This window comes from Lacticaseibacillus camelliae DSM 22697 = JCM 13995 (assembly GCF_001311195.1).
GTDB classification, from domain to species: Bacteria; Bacillota; Bacilli; order Lactobacillales; family Lactobacillaceae; genus Lacticaseibacillus; species Lacticaseibacillus camelliae.
Genome location: NZ_BBAJ01000008.1, coordinates 38,000 through 52,439 on the forward strand (window position 1 = coordinate 38,000; position 14,440 = coordinate 52,439).

Here is a 14,440-nt window from a genome sequence, read left to right on the forward strand (position 1 = left end):
CGTAAGGTTTACTTGGTTCTTGCCAGGAGTCGTTTTGTCAGGTCACGCAGCTCGTCGCGCGCGGCCCCGGCCGGAAATGCCGCCAGTGCCGCCAGTGCCTTGCTGGTGTAGGCCGTGGCGAGATTTTCTGCGGCGGGGACCCCGGTTTGGGTGATCAGCGTGGCGGCCTGCAGCAAGGCCTGGTCTTCAGTCCCAATCTGATCAAGCAGGGCCGCCAGCGTGCCGTCGTCCTGTTGCAAGGCGTACAACACCGGCAGGGTGTAGATGCCGTTTTGCAGGTCTTCCAGCCGCGGTTTTTGCGTCTGGGTCGGGCGGCCGGTGAGGTCAAGCAGGTCGTCGATCATTTGAAAGGCCATGCCGACGCAGCGACCGTAGCGATATGCGGCGGTTTGCTCGGCGGCGGAGGCACCAGACAGAGTTGCACCTTGGTAAGCGGCCAGGCCGAACAGCGCCGCCGTTTTGCCGCTGATCTGCCGCAAGTACTGGTGTACCGTCAGTTTGGTGCCGCGGCTGACGGCGTTTTGGTCAAGCTCGCCCATGAAAATGCGGTGCATGATGCGGGCGTTGGTGCCGACGTTGTCGACGGTAGGTGCGGCTTCTGCCAGCAGTTCAAAGTAGACCGAGAAAAGAAAGTCGCCGGCGTAAATGGCAGCCTTGTTGCCGGCAGTGGCGGTCAGCGTCGGCATGCCGCGGCGCGTGGCCGCCGTGTCCAACACGTCATCGTGCTCAAGGGTGGCCAGGTGCAGGGCTTCGATCGCCGCACCGGCCGAAATCAGGGCCGGATTGTCAATGCTATGGAAACGCGCTAGCATGAACATGAGCCACTGCGGAGCATTTTGCCGCCGGCTTTCACCTGCGCCTGCACGCGGGCGTTGACCGGCGGCACGCGCAGGCGGGTGCGGTCTGCCAGGCGGGTCTGCACCAAGGCGAGTTTTTCATAAACTTCGGGATACTGTTGCCACTGCGGCTGGACCATCACGTTGACCTCCACTTTGTACGTCAACTCTACCCCAGCCACTTTAACAGTGTCAACGCTAAGACCGAGGATTAGGGGGAAAGAATTTGAAGCCAAAAGTGTTTTTTGAACTGGTTGAGATCAAAGCAAAAACCGCGTCCGTGTTTCCTTTTCTGATGGGTACGCTGTACGCTTGGTATCATTATCACACCCTGCACCTGCCGGAGCTGATCGTGTTTTTTTATTGCGATGCTTCTGTTCAATATGGCCGTGGACGCCAACGACAACTACCAAGACTACCGCCGAGCCCAGCGTGAGGAGGCCGAGGCCTTTCGCAAAAAGACCAACATCATCGGCCGCGAGCACCTGAATCCAAGTATGATTGGCTGGCTGATCGTGGGCATGATGACAGTCAGTGGGGCGTTGGGACTCTGGATGGTGACCCGGACCGGATGGCCGCTGCTATGGCTGGGTCTGTTTAGCTTCGCAGTTGGCTATTGCTACGCCGGCGGCCCGCGCCCGATCTCAAGCACCCCGACCGGTGAGCTTTTCTCCGGTTTTACCATGGGATTTGTGATCTTCCTGATTGCCGTCTACGTGAATGTGTTTTCGGTCGTCACCTTTAACTGGGCGTTTGTCTGGCCGGTCCTGCTGGCCTCGGGCCTGGCGCAAGGCGCCATCGCCGCGCTACTGCTCGCGAACAACATTGCCGACGAGGAAGAGGACAAACAGTTGAACCGGCGGACAATCGTGTACTACCTGGGCCGCAAGCGTAGTCTGACCTTCTTTGCCGGACTCTACACGGTGGGGTACGCGGCTTTGATCATCGCCGTGTGGATGCGGATTCTGCCGGTGCTGACGTTGCTGACGCTAGTGACCGTGCCCATTGTGGTGCGCAACGTGCGGACCTTTGCTAAGCGGCCGGTGAAAACCGAAACGTTCCCACTGGCGATCAAGAGTCTATTTCTGACGACGCTCGCGCAGGTCGTGTTCATGGGGTTGGGCGTGCTGGTGAACTTCTGATTAAAATGAGTGGCGCCGACGCGGCGCCGCAAGGAGGACAAGATGAGACTGCTGCCGAATATTTCGATTCGCCGTTTTGCCAAGGCTGATCTGACCCAGTTTGCCGAGTGGGTACGGCCTCAGTTGCCGGCCTCGGCGCTGAATCTGGCCGTGATCACGGATACCCATGACCGGACCGCCTTTTCGCGCACCTACTATGGGCCAACGGCTACTGGCACGTGCAGGAGCAGCACTGGCTGGCCGGCGAGCTGCCGGTGAGCTGGCGCATTCACTTGGGGGATCTGGTTGACGGCTCGGAGCCGGCGTTTATGACCATGTGGCGGCTGCGCAACATCGCCGCGGACTTCAAAGCTGACGATTTGCCGTTTGTGATCGCGAAGGGCAACCATGACGATAATGACAAGTACGCCGAAAAAAAATCGCCGGTTTGCCGGCAGTTTTCACCCTTGGGTGTTTAACGACACGGTCTTTCGCCCGATGACGCAGCAGGTTGGCGGCCCGGCCGTGACCCGCCATGGCCTGTCCTTCTTCGACGCCGGCACGGTGCGCGTCATTGTCCTGAACACCTCGGATGTGCCGGTGCGCTGGGTGGGCGGCCGCCGCAACTATGATTTAAAGAAGACCCTGGCCGTCACCGCCGAGCAGCTTCAAGAGCTGAGCGACGCGCTGGCTGGGGCTGGCCGCCGCGACGTGCTGATCATGGCACACGCGCCGGCGATGGTGCGCAGCGGCAAGCCGGGGCTGAAGTTCAACGGTCGCCCGCTGCACGAGTTGTTGCGCGCCTTTAACGCCAAGCTCACCGGCCGGGTCGAATGCGGCACTGATCCTGATTTTGGCGGCAGCGCCCGGTTCGATTTCTCGCAGACGAGCGGCAAAATCATTGCCTATCTGGCGGGGCACTGGCACACAGAAGAAGACTACCGCGTGAACGGCCTGCATTACAGCCTGCTGAACTGCTCGGCGCTGATGGGCCGGCTGCACGGGTTGACGACTAATTACAACCGCAAGTGGAACCGGCTGATCAACACGCCCAGCGAGTATGCAGGGTACATTGTTTCCATTGACCAGGAGGCGCGAATGCTGCGGGAATTCGGCTACGGCGCGGCCAGCCCGCTCCGCCAATTCCGCTACTGACGAGCGCTGGAAAGAACGCAATTTTTCTTCAAAAAAAATAACGGCGTAAGCGCTTGCACCTTTTCGCGGACCATGGTATATTATAGATGGAGTTAAGGGATGTCACTCGGAGAGATCCAAGCACTAGCACCATCAAGACCTGCTCGAAAGTGCCGGTTGTCCAACACATGATTAGAGCCAAGACACAGTTGATTCTGTGCCACCAAGTGAACTACCTGATAGAACCAGAAAGTTGTCAGTTTAATGGAGGTGTGAGTCTGTTAAAGAGGCTCAATAATCCAAGCGGAATGGCGACGAGATAAAGGTGCATATCGGTTGAATAAAGTAACAACACACAACGCCAAGTTATCTGGCAGCACCAAAGTACTTCAAGTTGTCGGACCGTACAAGTGAATAAGAGATATTAGAGGTGTCGCAGTATCCAAGTTTCTAGTAAGCAACTTAGCAGTACCGAGGATCACCTTAACTCTTAAAGGGCTTCGAATCGTGATTAGTGCAAGATCCGATTTGAAGCCTATTTTTTGTGCTTTTTTTCGGATTGCCGAGGGCGCACGGGTCCGTTATCATGGAGCCAAAGAAGGCGAGCTGGATGCAGCAGGCGTTGGAAGCAAAATTGAACGAGGCGGATCCGCTGACGTTCACAGGGGCCGACGTGGCGTGGCTCATTGCGCATGTTGGAGATTTGGACGGGCACATTCGCGACGACCTGACCTTCACGCTGATTGCGCGTGGCGTGTTGGCTGGCGGTTTTACAGCCGCGCAACAACGACGGGTCAACGACGCAATCGTTGCCTCTAAACAGATTTTCTCCGGCATTGACGCGCCTCAAAACAATGCCGTTTTTCTGCGCAGTTTCACCGCGTTAATCGGGTCCTGCATCTTGCAGGCGGATGCGCAAAGGCCTTTTTTAACCCGCACTGACCGTGGCCTGTGGTTTCAGTGGGCGTTGGAGTACCTTTACCGCGAGCGTGACTGGCGCGGCTATGTGGCCGGCCACGGCTTCGCCCACGCGCTGGCGCATGGCAGCGACCTTTTGGCGGCGGCGCTGGCCCATCCGCTTTTTGGGTCTGCCCGACAGGAAGTGGTGCTGGGCACGGTCCGCGCCGTGCTTGACCGGATCATTCAACCCTTGGCCGAGGATGAGGAGGAGCGCCTGGCCAATGCCTTGAAGCAGGGACTGCAGGCCCATACTTTGAGTCAAGCCACCCTGACCCATTTCTTGACGGCCACGGATCAGGCCCTGTGGCAAGGCGCCGACTCAGAGCGGGCGGCGGGTTATCGCCTCAGTGCCTGGAAGCGGGTGCTTCAGACACTTTATTTTCTCGCGCCGAGCCTGCAGCAGGCCTGTTTACCTCTGCTCAGGCATTACTACCGCGAAAATGGCTACCTCGAAAGTTAGTGGCTTGACGGACTTTTTCCCTCATCGGCTCGGTGCTTTCGGCGCGAGCGATTAGTCCCTTAATGCCGACTGGTGCGGTATAATCAAGGGGAAGCTTCAGCCCGCGGCTTGCCGCGGTCAAACCAAGGAGGAGTGCACATGGCAACTGAACAGGATTTTGAAGTTGAATCAATGCATTACAACCGGCTGCTGCTTGCGGTTGATGACGACGATGACGACTCATCACACAAGGCGTTTAACTACGCGGCAACGCTGGCCAAAATCTACAATATCCCGCTTGGCATCGTCTCGGTCCTGGAAACCGGCGATCTGAACATTTATCAATCGCTTTCCCCGGACTTGTTAGCGGACCGGCGCAGCCAAATGGCCGCCCACCTGAACACCTACGTCGAAAAGGCGGAGGCGTTCGGCGCGCAAGACGTTCAGCCGCTGATTGGGGAAGGCAAACCAGCCGCCGTCATTCTCGACGAGATCGTGCCGGCCTTCAAGCCAGACCTGATTGTTTTGGGCTCGCACGAGCGGCGCGGCCGCTCTCGCTTGGGGCATGTCGCCGCGGAAATTGCGCGCGAAGCGGATGCCTCGGTGATTATTGTTCGTTAACCGGCTGCCGGCAGTGATTGCCGGCTTTTTTTGTCAGGTGTGCGAAGCAACCTAGCCATTCGTGCGTTGTGAGTTCGAACTTAGTCGGAGGTCATGGTGAAATATTCAAATGTCGTTATCGGCCGCGTCGTTAAGCGCGTGAGCCGCTTCACGGTCACGGTCGACCTCAAGGGAGAGCACGTGGCAGCACACCTCAGCAACACTGGCCGCAACAAGGAACTCCTGCTTCCCGGCGCGCCAATCAGCGTGCGCAAGGCTGACAATCCTGCGCGCAAAACGCCTTACGACATTCTGGCCGTCCAGCGCGCCCAGCGGTGGATCAACATCGATAGTCTGGCCCCGAACCGCGTGGTGAACGCCGCGCTGAATGACGGCAGCTTAGTGCTGCGGCGTGCGTCGAACCTTATCAGGTGCGGCCGGAAACGACCTACCTGGACAGCCGGCTGGATTTTGCGGGTCAGGATGCAGGCGGTCAGGACTGGTTTGTTGAGGTCAAAGGCGTGACCTTGGCCAACGGTCCGCGCGCAGCGTTCCCCGATGCGCCGACCGTCCGCGGTCTGAAGCATGTGCACACGCTGACGCATGCGGCCCAAAGCGGCTACCGCGCCTTTCTTGTGTTTGTGGTGCAGCTGCCTGGCATTACCAGCATGACGATTTTCAAGGCTCGGTTTCCGGAGCTGGCCCCTGCCATCACAGCAGCCAAGCGCCGGCGTGCAGTTCATCGCCATGACCTGCCACACGGGGCCGGCTGAGATTACCCTCGACCAGCCAATCTTGTTCGATGAAAACTTGCCATTTGAAGAAATCAAACTGGATTAAAAAAAGCTCGGCGCCGCTTCCTCAAACTTTTGAGCGAAGCGGTACCGAGCCATTTTTTAGTTAGGCAGCTTGTTTTCCAGCATGGTCAACCCCAGCAGTAGGCCGACCACGCCGACCGCCGCAAAGACGAAGAAGGTGGCCGTGAAGCCGGCATTCTGGCTGCCAGTCGCCGCCTGGACAGTACTCAGGATCATGGTGGCCACGGCAACGCCGGTGGAGCCGAGCAGCTGGCGAATCGTGGTGGTCACCGCGGTGCCGTCGGAAATCAGCGATTTGGGCAGCGCATTGGCGCCAGCGGTCACCGCCGGCATCATGACAAACGCGTTGCCGGCCTCAGTGAACATGGCGCCAATGATTGCGACAATCAGCGGCATGCGGCCGACGAGCAGCCCCAGCATGATGAACCCGATGACAATCAGGCTCATGCCGATGGTGACCACGCGCCGCGGCCCAATTTTATCCAGCAGCGACCCAGCGCGCGGATTCAGCAGGCTAAGCAGGACCGCGGCAGGGACTAGTGACAGCCCGGAGATCAGCGGGGAGACCTTCAGCACGTCCTGGAAGTACAGCGGCATCACAATGGTCGTGACGATCAACGCAATGTAGGAAATGCCCGTCATCAGCACCGCTTTAGTGAACAGCGAGGTTTTGAACACGCGCAGTTCCAGCAGCGGCTTTTTCATCTTCAACTGGCGGGCGGTGAACCAGAGCGCGGCCAGCACCGAGACGATCAGGATGGTCCACAGCGCCGCGTTCATGCCGGCGTGGGTGGCTTCAGACAGTACGTACAGCAGGGCCGGGAAGCTGGCGGCGAGGATCACCGACAGCCAGTCCAGCGTGGACAGGTCCTTGGGCATCACATCGGTGATCGTGACAGTGGAGGCTGCCAAGACCATCAGCGCAACGATCAGAAACAGGGCGAACAGCGCCTGCCACGGGAAGAAGCTGAGCAGCACCCCGGAAATGATGGGACCGACCGCTAGGGCCGAACCCATGACCAGACCGGCGAGGCCCATGGTCCGCCCGCGTGCTTCGCGCGGCGTGATCGTCAGCAGCACGGTTTGGTAACTGGGAAAAATGATCCCCACGGCCAAGGCCTCCATTAACCGCCCGATCATCAGGACCGTGAAGCTTGGGGCCCAGATGCAAAAGACCGTTCCCACCGCGAACAGGGCGACAATGCTTTGAAACAGCCGCTTAAACCCAACGTTGTTCAGCAGCCATGGCGAGACTGGAATCATCAGGCTCATCACCAGCATGAAGCCGGTGGTCAGCCAGGAGACGGTGCTGGCGCTGAGGCCAAAGCTTTTCATGAAGGCTGGATAGGCGGTACTCAGCGATGACTGTGAGATCGACATGGAAAACGTGCCGGTCAGCAACGTCACGATAAACGCGGTGTGCTTGGTGCCTGAAACCGATTGTGATTGCGACAAAAAAACTCATCCTCTCTAAATGCTTTGGGTCACTTATTAGGCAACCCTTAATCCCGAGTTCAATTATAACTGTTCCAATTTGCAGCGCAAGTGGCTTCGTTGTGCTCAATTAATTTACGGGTTATAATCAGCACAAGAGTCAGTTCAAACCAGTCTGTGGGAGGTAGTAGGATGGCAAAAGCGCCAAAGCAGCCGAAGAAAAGTTCGAAAGCCAAGACGTGGGCGTGGCGCGTCTTTTTGACCCTGGGGCTGTTGCTGGGCCTCGCACTGGTGTTCAACGAGCAGATCAAGTTGTTCGTGGTTGACTGGATGAGCCGCTCGACCTTGAGTGCGGTCGACAAGCAGTCAGTTGAAAAGAACAATAAGAAGAAGGCCACGTACGATTTTTCAAAGGTCAATGATCTGGACCTGGGGACCGTTGGCAACGCCGCGATGAACACGAAAAACGCCATCGGGATGATCGCGATTCCCAAGGTTTCGCTGCGCCTGCCAATCATGAAGGGGCTGGCCAATGACAACCTGTCTGTCGGCGCTGCGACGATGACCGCAGACCAGAAAATGGGTGAGGGCAACTACGCCTTGGCCGGGCATGACACCTCGCACAAGGGCGTGCTGTTTTCACCGCTGGGTTACGTTAAAAAAGGCGATAACATTTACCTGACCGACATGAAAAAAGTCTACCGCTACAAGGTGACCCTGAAGAAAAACGTTGATCAGTACGAGGTGCACTGGGTCGATCCTGTGCCGAACCAGAAGCTGATTACGCTCATCACCTGTGAGGTCAGCACGGCCAGCCGTGCCGACCGCATTATGGTGCGCGGTGAGCTTAAAAAAGTGTCGAAGGCGACCAAGAAGCACCTCAAAGTCTTTAAAGCGGATAAGTGACTGCTGCGAAGCGTCGGCAACTGAGCCGGCGCTTTTGTGCTTGCTAGGGTATAATAACGGCTGATGGGAGGGGTTTGATGACCAAGTATGAACGGTTTGTGGCGAATGTGAAACTGCGGCGCTGGGTGGTGCTGCTTAGCTTAGTGATTGTTCTATGGCTGGTGCGCTCGGTGATGAGCACCATTTTGCTGACGTTCATTTTCTCGTTTCTGGTGACCCGCCTGATCCGATTGATTCGCCGGCGCGTGCACTTGCCCGCCATGGTCGTAGTGGTGCCGCTGTACCTGCTGATCATCGCCGGCATGGCGTACGCGGTGATTCACTACGTCCCGGCAGTGGTGGCGCAGACGATTCATTTGGTCAACTCCGTCAGCGATTTTTACAACAGCAAGGCCTTTGCGAATAACAAGGCCATGCAGTGGGTCGTGCAGGCCGCCAACCAGATGAACCTGAACGAGCAGATCAAGACGTCGGTGACCGCGCTGCTGCAGTACGCCGGGAGCCTGACTGCAATGGGCGTGACGTTGGTGTTATCCCTGATCCTCAGCTTCTTCTTTTCGATCGAAATCGATGAGCTGATGCGCTTTGGCCGCAATTTCACGAATTCGACGTTTGGCTGGTACTTCCAGGATGTCACCTACTTCGCCAAGAAGTTTATCGATTCCTTCGGGGTCGTCATCGAGGCGCAGCTGTTCATCGCGCTGGTCAACACGGCCATCACGACGGTCACGTTGATTTTCCTGAAAATGCCCAACATTCCCAGCTTGGCGGTCATGGTCCTCCTCCTGTCCCTGATTCCCGTCGCCGGGGCGCTGATCTCGGTGGTTCCACTGGCCATCATTGCCTACACTGTCAGTGGGTGGCAGGGCGTGCTCACGATTATCATCATGATCATCGTCATCCACCTGCTCGAAACTTACGTGCTGAACCCGAAATTTATGAGCAGCCGCACCAAACTGCCGGTATTCTTCACGTTCGTCGTGCTGATGGCGGGCGATTGGTTGTTTGGCACCTGGGGCTTGATCGTCGGCATTCCGATCTTCACGTTTATCTTGGATCTGCTGGGCGTCAAGAAGTTGCCAGACACGAAAAAAAACGCCACCCGCTAAGGCCGCGCCGACTAAATGAGCCATCAACCAGCCGCAACGGGCTGGTTTTTTACTTGCGATGAAAAATTTTATGCAACAACCCGGCGATGATGGCAATGCCGCCGCCAATCAGCAGCAGGTCCATCAGGCCGTGCAGCATCGACAAGGCGGTGCTGGCATCGACGGCGGTGCGCAGGGCCGGACTGTTGACGTAGACGAGAAAATAAACAATGCTGAGCAGCCACAGCACGACCACGGTCAGCCACCAATATTTACGCATAAATTCGCCTCCGCTTAGAGTTTACCAGAAATCTGCCTTGAGGATGCCACGGCGGGTAAAAGGCGTCGCGCTTTTTCTGCAAATGGTGTATCATTAAGTGTCGAAAACAGCTGTGAATGCAGCAAAATTAAAAAGTGAGGTAATCTCTCGATGGCAAAATTAGTGCTTATCCGTCACGGTCAAAGTGAATGGAACCTGTCCAACCAGTTTACCGGCTGGGTCGATGTTGACCTGTCCGAAAAAGGAACTGAAGAAGCGAAGGAAGCAGGTCGTCGCATCAAGAAGGCCGGCCTTGAATTCGATCAGGCGTACACTTCCGTTTTGACTCGTGCGATCAAGACTTTGCACTACGCACTGGAAGAATCCGACCAGCTCTGGATCCCAGAAACCAAGACCTGGCGCCTGAACGAACGTCACTACGGCGCTTTGCAGGGCCAAAACAAGGCCGAAGCAGCCAAGAAGTGGGGCGATGAGCAGGTTCACATCTGGCGTCGTTCGTACGACACTTTGCCACCGCTTTTGAGCGCTGACGACGAAGGCTCTGCTGCTAAGGACCGTCGTTACGCGAACCTCGACCCACGCATCATTCCTGGCGGCGAGAACCTCAAGGTCACGCTGGAACGGGTTATCCCATTCTGGGAAGATCACATTGCGCCAGACCTGCTTGACGGTAAGAACGTCATCATCGCTGCCCATGGCAACTCACTGCGCGCCTTGACCAAGTACATCGAAAACATTTCCGATGAAGACATCATCAACCTGGAAATGACCACTGGCGAACCTGTTGTTTACACATTCAACGACAAGCTGGAAGTTACCGACAAGGTTAAGCTCAGCAAGTAATTTCAGTCTACACCATCAGCCGTCTGCTTATGCAGGCGGCTTTTTGTGTTGAGCAAGGCGAGCCGGTAACCCGTGACTGAAATGCGCCGCTGCCGGTTAAATGGCCTATAATAAAAGTGCTAGCAATGTGTAAGCGCAAACATCAATTGTCCTTGGACCTGGGACGATCAGGCTGATGTCGCAGCTGCCGCGTTCAGGGGTGCAAAGAAACGCAGGTGAAACCGTGGTGCTATGATGAGTTTAGGAGCGGTCATCCAGCAGTGGCACAAAAATGATTGGCCGGGTCAACGGGGAGCGCCAGGCAACAGATTAAAAAATCACATGATCATGGAGGCAGAAAGATGAGTATTGCAGTAAGGTATTTTTCTAAGACCGGGAACACGCAAAAGGTCGCTGATGAACTGGCTCAGCACCTGAACGTCGAGGCGCAAACCGTTGACACGCCTTTGCCGGAGCACGTTGATCAGCTTTTCTTAGGTGGCGCCATTCACATGGGCAGCATCGACAAGGAGTTGAAGGCGTTTGTCGCCAAGCTGGACCCGGCGCAAGTCGGCACGGTCACCATGTTCGGGACCTCAGGCGGCGTGATGTCGATCGGCCACGGGCTGGAAAAAGAGCTGAAGGCCCAGCACCTCAACGTTTCGCAGCACCGGTTGTTCCTGCACGGCATGATGCCAAGCAAAAAGGCGCTCAGTGATGACGAAAAAGAAAAGATTGCCGCCTTTGCGCAGCAATCCTTGAAATGAGCATGGATTAAATTTGAATCTCGGTTCAGGCGGTGGGGCAAAAGTCCCATCGCCTATTTGTCATTACCCTTCTGTGTAAGGATGATCCGGGTCGTCGTGTTTTTCCGGTGCCTCGCTGGCCTGAGAGCCTTTCGGAGTCTCAGGTGCCTTGGGTGCTTGTGGTGCAACACTGGTAGTCGGCGCTGCAAAGACGTTAGGATCGATCCGCGAATCTAAGTCGGAACGGGTACCGGTGTCATCAGCAGGCAAATTTGGTAATGGTTTGGACGGCAGTAAGGTGAGAATCAGGATCGACAGGGAGACGGCCCAGGACAGGAGGCTGGCGACTGTCGAGTCCTTCGGCATGAAGTTAGTGGAGGCGTTTATTAACAGTTGGACCAGGTAGATCCACCATGGAATCCCCGCATCGCGGTAGCGCCGAATGAGCAGGGCCAAGGATGGGACCAGTAGCACCAGTGCTACAAGAATGACCAACAGTAGAAAAATCACAAGGCCGATTCCCATGTGGCCAAAGATTTTGGCCGGGCTCATGGTGTCCGGGTCGAGGCCAATCGCAGAGCCAACCACCGCAACGATAAAGCCAATCATGGCGACAATGCTTAGGATGGCACCAAACAGAATGACCCACCAGTACTCACTGCGACTGGAGCGTCCCGTAAAGTTGAAGTAGTTACCGAAAAATGCCTTAATTGTTGAAAAGCCCGTGGCGCGGTAGTACTTGTTGTTCGCGGCGGCCTGCTCCTGTGCACTAGACTTGATTGCCATTTTTTCTCACTCCTTACCCAATTTTACTGAATCGTAGCATAACGCCGTGGTGCACGCAATCGCTTCCGCCTAGAGGTGGTTAGTTTTGCGCCGTTATAAATGGTATACTGGAACGGATGGTGCGCTGATGCACCGCTGATTGGAGGCTGTTGCATGGACATTTTAAAGTGGCGCGTGCTGCCGCCCCCATGGCGCAAGGCCAGTCGGACGCAGCTTAGCTTTTAAGGAGAGATAAATAATGACGCAAGCAATCGATTTACGTGCCGGCATGACGTTCGTGAAGGACGGCAAGCTGATCAAGGTTTTGGAAAGCAATCACCACAAGCCGGGCAAGGGTAACACCTTAATGCAGCTGAAACTCTACGACGTACGGTCCGGCTCCACGGTCCAAACGACCTACCGCCCGACGGAAAAAATCGAGCTGGCCGAGCTGATCACCAAGCCGGCTCAGTACCTGTACACGCAGGATGACACCGCGATTTTCATGGACCTGGAAACGTACGAGCAGTATGAGATCCCGACGGCTAGCTTGGAATCGGAGCGCAAGTACCTGCTAGAAAACATGAAGGTCGCTATCGAGTTCTACGGCACCGAGGTCATTGGGGTTACCCTGCCAAGCACGGTAAACTTGAAGGTGGTTGAGACCCAGCCGTCGCTTAAGGGTGGGTCAGTGACCAACGGCGGCAAGCCGGCTACGATGGAAACTGGATTGGTCGTGAACGTCCCCGACTTTGTTCAGGCGGGCGAAACAATCGTTGTCAGCACCAGACTGGGAACTACGAGAAGCGTGCATAGGTTACCGAAGCACCGCTGCGGCGGCGCTTTTTTTTGTCCCTTCTGAAGGCGTTTAATGGAAAAAACGCACACAATCTTGACAGGCACAACCTACTTATGAGAACCCGCTGAGAGTAATTGGTCTACTTCTAACAGCATTGTTAGGTCAAATCACCTCCTTTCCCCTTATACTGAAAAGGTAACAGGGAAGGGCGGAGGATAATGAGAAGGAGACGACGCCGCAACATCAGATGGGGCCTAGCGTTAGGCGGCGTGGGGGCGCTTTTGGTCGGACTTGGGTTGTGGACGGCCACCAGGGTGAATCACCCGGCGGTGCAGCCCGATTCGCTGAGCCGGGAAGAAGCCTCGCTGCTCAGACATCACGTAGGCAAGTCGATCAAAGTGACGCTGCCTGAGGGGCGTGCGCGATTTGTGCTCCCTGATAGGCAAAAAACAGTGGCCCCAGCGCTTAAACAGGCTGCTGCGGCGGTGCTTTCGCAGCTGCCGAAAAAGGCGCGAAACAAGACTGTAATCGTGACGGCTCAATCGCAGCCTGCACCGCTGGGGTTGGTGACGTGGAACGCAGATATTGAAAGCCTGTACGCACAGGGCAAGCGTGTCCAGCAGCGGCAACTGACTCGGGAGCTGACGACTACCGCTCAGGGGACGCTGCGCGCATTGGGGATTTAGTCGCTGATGACAATGCACGACGGGCGGTCAACTACGCGGCACAAACGCACCAGGCTGAAACGCACCGGCTAGATGAGGCACAGCTGAATCAGTTGATACAGGCCCCGCTACTGGCGTCATTGACCGCAACCAATTTCAAACTGACCGCAGCGGCGTTGACCATCACCGCGGCAGCCGGCCAGGCGGTCGCGACAGTGCCATACCCGAAACTTGCTCCTTACCTGAAGGGCGCGACGCCCCACGCGCCTGCCGGGAAGCTGATTGCCCTGACTTTCGATGATGGGCCTAACCCGCAGACGACGCCCAGCATTTTAAAGACGCTGGCCGCGGTCGAGTCAAAGCCACATTTTTCGAGGTGGGGACTGGTATTGCCCAATTCCCGGCTCTGGCCAAAAGTGTGAAGGCAGCAGGCCACGAAGTCGGGACCCACACCTATGATCACCCATACCTGCCCAAGCTGGCCCGGCCTCAGCTGCTGGATGAAGTTTACGGCAAGAATCTTTGGACTTATTACCAGGCGTTCGGGACGCTGCCACCGTTTATCCGGCCGCCGTACGGGGCGATGTCCAAGGCAAACGCCGCTCTGGTGGGGATGCCCGCCATTCAGTGGTCGGTCGACTCACAGGACTGGCGGTCAAAGAGCAAACCTGCAATCATTGCGCGCGTCCAGGCGACGGCGCGGCCAGGGGCCATCGTTTTGATGCATGACATCCAGCCGGCCGAGGTTGAGGCGCTGCCGGTCGTGATCACGAAGCTGAAAAGCCAGGGTTATCAGTTCGTGACGGTCAGCCAGCTGCTGGGTCAGCGGCTGCTGCCGGGCCATCAGTACTTTGGTCAGGGCGACGAGCGGTTGATCAGTTAGGCCCAGAAGCGTTTGCGAGAGCAGACGCTTTTTTTTGGTAGAATCACCCCGGAGGCGGCTCATGACAGAGTTTTATTTAGTGCGGCACGGCGAAACGGAAATCAATCAAAAAGGGGCCTTTAACGGCGGCCTGGTCGACTCGCC

The 14,440-nt window shown here is 56.7% G+C and carries 13 protein-coding genes and 4 pseudogenes; 13 read left to right on the forward strand and 4 right to left on the reverse strand.

What is annotated here, in order from left to right; translation table 11 throughout:
• Positions 1-8 precede the first annotated feature (8 nt).
• Positions 9-976 (reverse strand): annotated as a pseudogene (locus JCM13995_RS02655) (polyprenyl synthetase family protein).
• A gap of 86 nt (positions 977-1,062) precedes the next feature.
• Here JCM13995_RS02655 and JCM13995_RS02660 point away from each other — a divergent pair.
• From JCM13995_RS02660 to sfsA, 5 genes and pseudogenes are all read left to right on the forward strand, one after another.
• A pseudogene (locus JCM13995_RS02660) lies at positions 1,063-1,978 on the forward strand (1,4-dihydroxy-2-naphthoate polyprenyltransferase).
• 42 nt (positions 1,979-2,020) lie between these two features.
• A pseudogene (locus JCM13995_RS02665) lies at positions 2,021-3,112 on the forward strand (metallophosphoesterase family protein).
• A 589-nt stretch (positions 3,113-3,701) separates the two neighbouring features.
• Positions 3,702-4,511, forward strand: a complete 810-nt coding sequence (locus tag JCM13995_RS02670; protein ID WP_054662191.1) for a DUF2785 domain-containing protein — start codon at positions 3,702-3,704, stop codon at positions 4,509-4,511.
• 138 nt (positions 4,512-4,649) lie between these two features.
• Positions 4,650-5,111: a universal stress protein gene (locus JCM13995_RS02675; protein WP_054662194.1), complete on the forward strand. Its 462-nt coding sequence runs from the start codon at positions 4,650-4,652 to the stop codon at positions 5,109-5,111.
• A 96-nt stretch (positions 5,112-5,207) separates the two neighbouring features.
• Positions 5,208-5,930, forward strand: a pseudogene (gene sfsA / locus JCM13995_RS17465) (DNA/RNA nuclease SfsA).
• Positions 5,931-5,986: 56 nt separating this feature from the next.
• On the opposite strand, the gene JCM13995_RS02685 reads toward sfsA, so the two are convergent.
• The gene (locus tag JCM13995_RS02685; RefSeq protein WP_054662197.1) at positions 5,987-7,363 is read right to left on the reverse strand and encodes an MFS transporter; all 1,377 of its coding nucleotides are present in this window, start codon (positions 7,361-7,363) and stop codon (positions 5,987-5,989) included.
• A gap of 171 nt (positions 7,364-7,534) precedes the next feature.
• Here JCM13995_RS02685 and JCM13995_RS02690 point away from each other — a divergent pair, with 171 nt between their 5' ends.
• Together JCM13995_RS02690 and JCM13995_RS02695 are read left to right on the forward strand one after the other, a co-directional pair.
• Positions 7,535-8,248: a class A sortase gene (locus JCM13995_RS02690; RefSeq protein WP_054662200.1), complete on the forward strand. Its 714-nt coding sequence runs from the start codon at positions 7,535-7,537 to the stop codon at positions 8,246-8,248.
• 77 nt (positions 8,249-8,325) lie between these two features.
• Positions 8,326-9,357 (forward strand): AI-2E family transporter, encoded by a 1,032-nt coding sequence (locus tag JCM13995_RS02695; RefSeq protein ID WP_054662203.1) that lies wholly within the window; start codon positions 8,326-8,328, stop codon positions 9,355-9,357.
• Positions 9,358-9,406: 49 nt separating this feature from the next.
• Here the strand turns inward: JCM13995_RS02695 and JCM13995_RS02700 are convergent, their stop codons facing one another.
• Positions 9,407-9,616: a hypothetical protein gene (locus JCM13995_RS02700; protein WP_054662206.1), complete on the reverse strand. Its 210-nt coding sequence runs from the start codon at positions 9,614-9,616 to the stop codon at positions 9,407-9,409.
• Positions 9,617-9,766: 150 nt separating this feature from the next.
• Between JCM13995_RS02700 and JCM13995_RS02705 the strand changes: the two genes are divergently transcribed.
• Both JCM13995_RS02705 and JCM13995_RS02710 read left to right on the forward strand, forming a co-directional pair.
• Positions 9,767-10,459, forward strand: a complete 693-nt coding sequence (locus JCM13995_RS02705) for a 2,3-diphosphoglycerate-dependent phosphoglycerate mutase (protein WP_054662209.1) — start codon at positions 9,767-9,769, stop codon at positions 10,457-10,459.
• 341 nt (positions 10,460-10,800) lie between these two features.
• A complete protein-coding gene (locus JCM13995_RS02710; RefSeq protein WP_054662211.1) occupies positions 10,801-11,205 on the forward strand; it encodes a flavodoxin family protein in 405 nt (134 codons plus the stop codon).
• Between the two features lie 63 nt (positions 11,206-11,268).
• Here the strand turns inward: JCM13995_RS02710 and JCM13995_RS02715 are convergent, their stop codons facing one another.
• Positions 11,269-11,970: a DUF805 domain-containing protein gene (locus JCM13995_RS02715; RefSeq protein ID WP_054662214.1), complete on the reverse strand. Its 702-nt coding sequence runs from the start codon at positions 11,968-11,970 to the stop codon at positions 11,269-11,271.
• A gap of 238 nt (positions 11,971-12,208) precedes the next feature.
• On the opposite strand from JCM13995_RS02715, the gene efp reads away from it, so the two are divergent.
• From efp to JCM13995_RS02735, 4 genes are all read left to right on the forward strand, one after another.
• Complete coding sequence (efp, locus tag JCM13995_RS02720) at positions 12,209-12,811, forward strand: elongation factor P (RefSeq protein ID WP_054662217.1); 603 nt, start codon at positions 12,209-12,211, stop codon at positions 12,809-12,811.
• A gap of 218 nt (positions 12,812-13,029) precedes the next feature.
• Positions 13,030-13,434, forward strand: a complete 405-nt coding sequence (locus JCM13995_RS02725; RefSeq protein ID WP_156314292.1) for a hypothetical protein — start codon at positions 13,030-13,032, stop codon at positions 13,432-13,434.
• A gap of 119 nt (positions 13,435-13,553) precedes the next feature.
• Complete coding sequence (locus JCM13995_RS02730) at positions 13,554-13,835, forward strand: polysaccharide deacetylase family protein (RefSeq protein WP_156314293.1); 282 nt, start codon at positions 13,554-13,556, stop codon at positions 13,833-13,835.
• Complete coding sequence (locus JCM13995_RS02735) at positions 13,790-14,296, forward strand: polysaccharide deacetylase family protein (RefSeq protein ID WP_082397679.1); 507 nt, start codon at positions 13,790-13,792, stop codon at positions 14,294-14,296. The genes JCM13995_RS02730 and JCM13995_RS02735 overlap by 46 nt, the downstream gene beginning before the upstream one ends.
• Positions 14,297-14,440: the final 144 nt, after the last annotated feature.

What these genes read in the sequence shown, in the direction of transcription:
- JCM13995_RS02670 (WP_054662191.1), top strand. Translation starts at nt 3,702, where the DNA reads ATGCAGCAGGCGTTGGAAGCAAAATTGAACGAGGCGGATCCGCTGACG.
- JCM13995_RS02675 (WP_054662194.1), top strand. Translation starts at nt 4,650, where the DNA reads ATGGCAACTGAACAGGATTTTGAAGTTGAATCAATGCATTACAACCGG.
- JCM13995_RS02690 (WP_054662200.1), top strand. Translation starts at nt 7,535, where the DNA reads ATGGCAAAAGCGCCAAAGCAGCCGAAGAAAAGTTCGAAAGCCAAGACG.
- JCM13995_RS02695 (WP_054662203.1), top strand. Translation starts at nt 8,326, where the DNA reads ATGACCAAGTATGAACGGTTTGTGGCGAATGTGAAACTGCGGCGCTGG.
- JCM13995_RS02700 (WP_054662206.1), bottom strand. Translation starts at nt 9,616, where the DNA reads ATGCGTAAATATTGGTGGCTGACCGTGGTCGTGCTGTGGCTGCTCAGC.
- JCM13995_RS02705 (WP_054662209.1), top strand. Translation starts at nt 9,767, where the DNA reads ATGGCAAAATTAGTGCTTATCCGTCACGGTCAAAGTGAATGGAACCTG.
- JCM13995_RS02710 (WP_054662211.1), top strand. Translation starts at nt 10,801, where the DNA reads ATGAGTATTGCAGTAAGGTATTTTTCTAAGACCGGGAACACGCAAAAG.
- JCM13995_RS02715 (WP_054662214.1), bottom strand. Translation starts at nt 11,970, where the DNA reads ATGGCAATCAAGTCTAGTGCACAGGAGCAGGCCGCCGCGAACAACAAG.
- efp (WP_054662217.1), top strand. Translation starts at nt 12,209, where the DNA reads ATGACGCAAGCAATCGATTTACGTGCCGGCATGACGTTCGTGAAGGAC.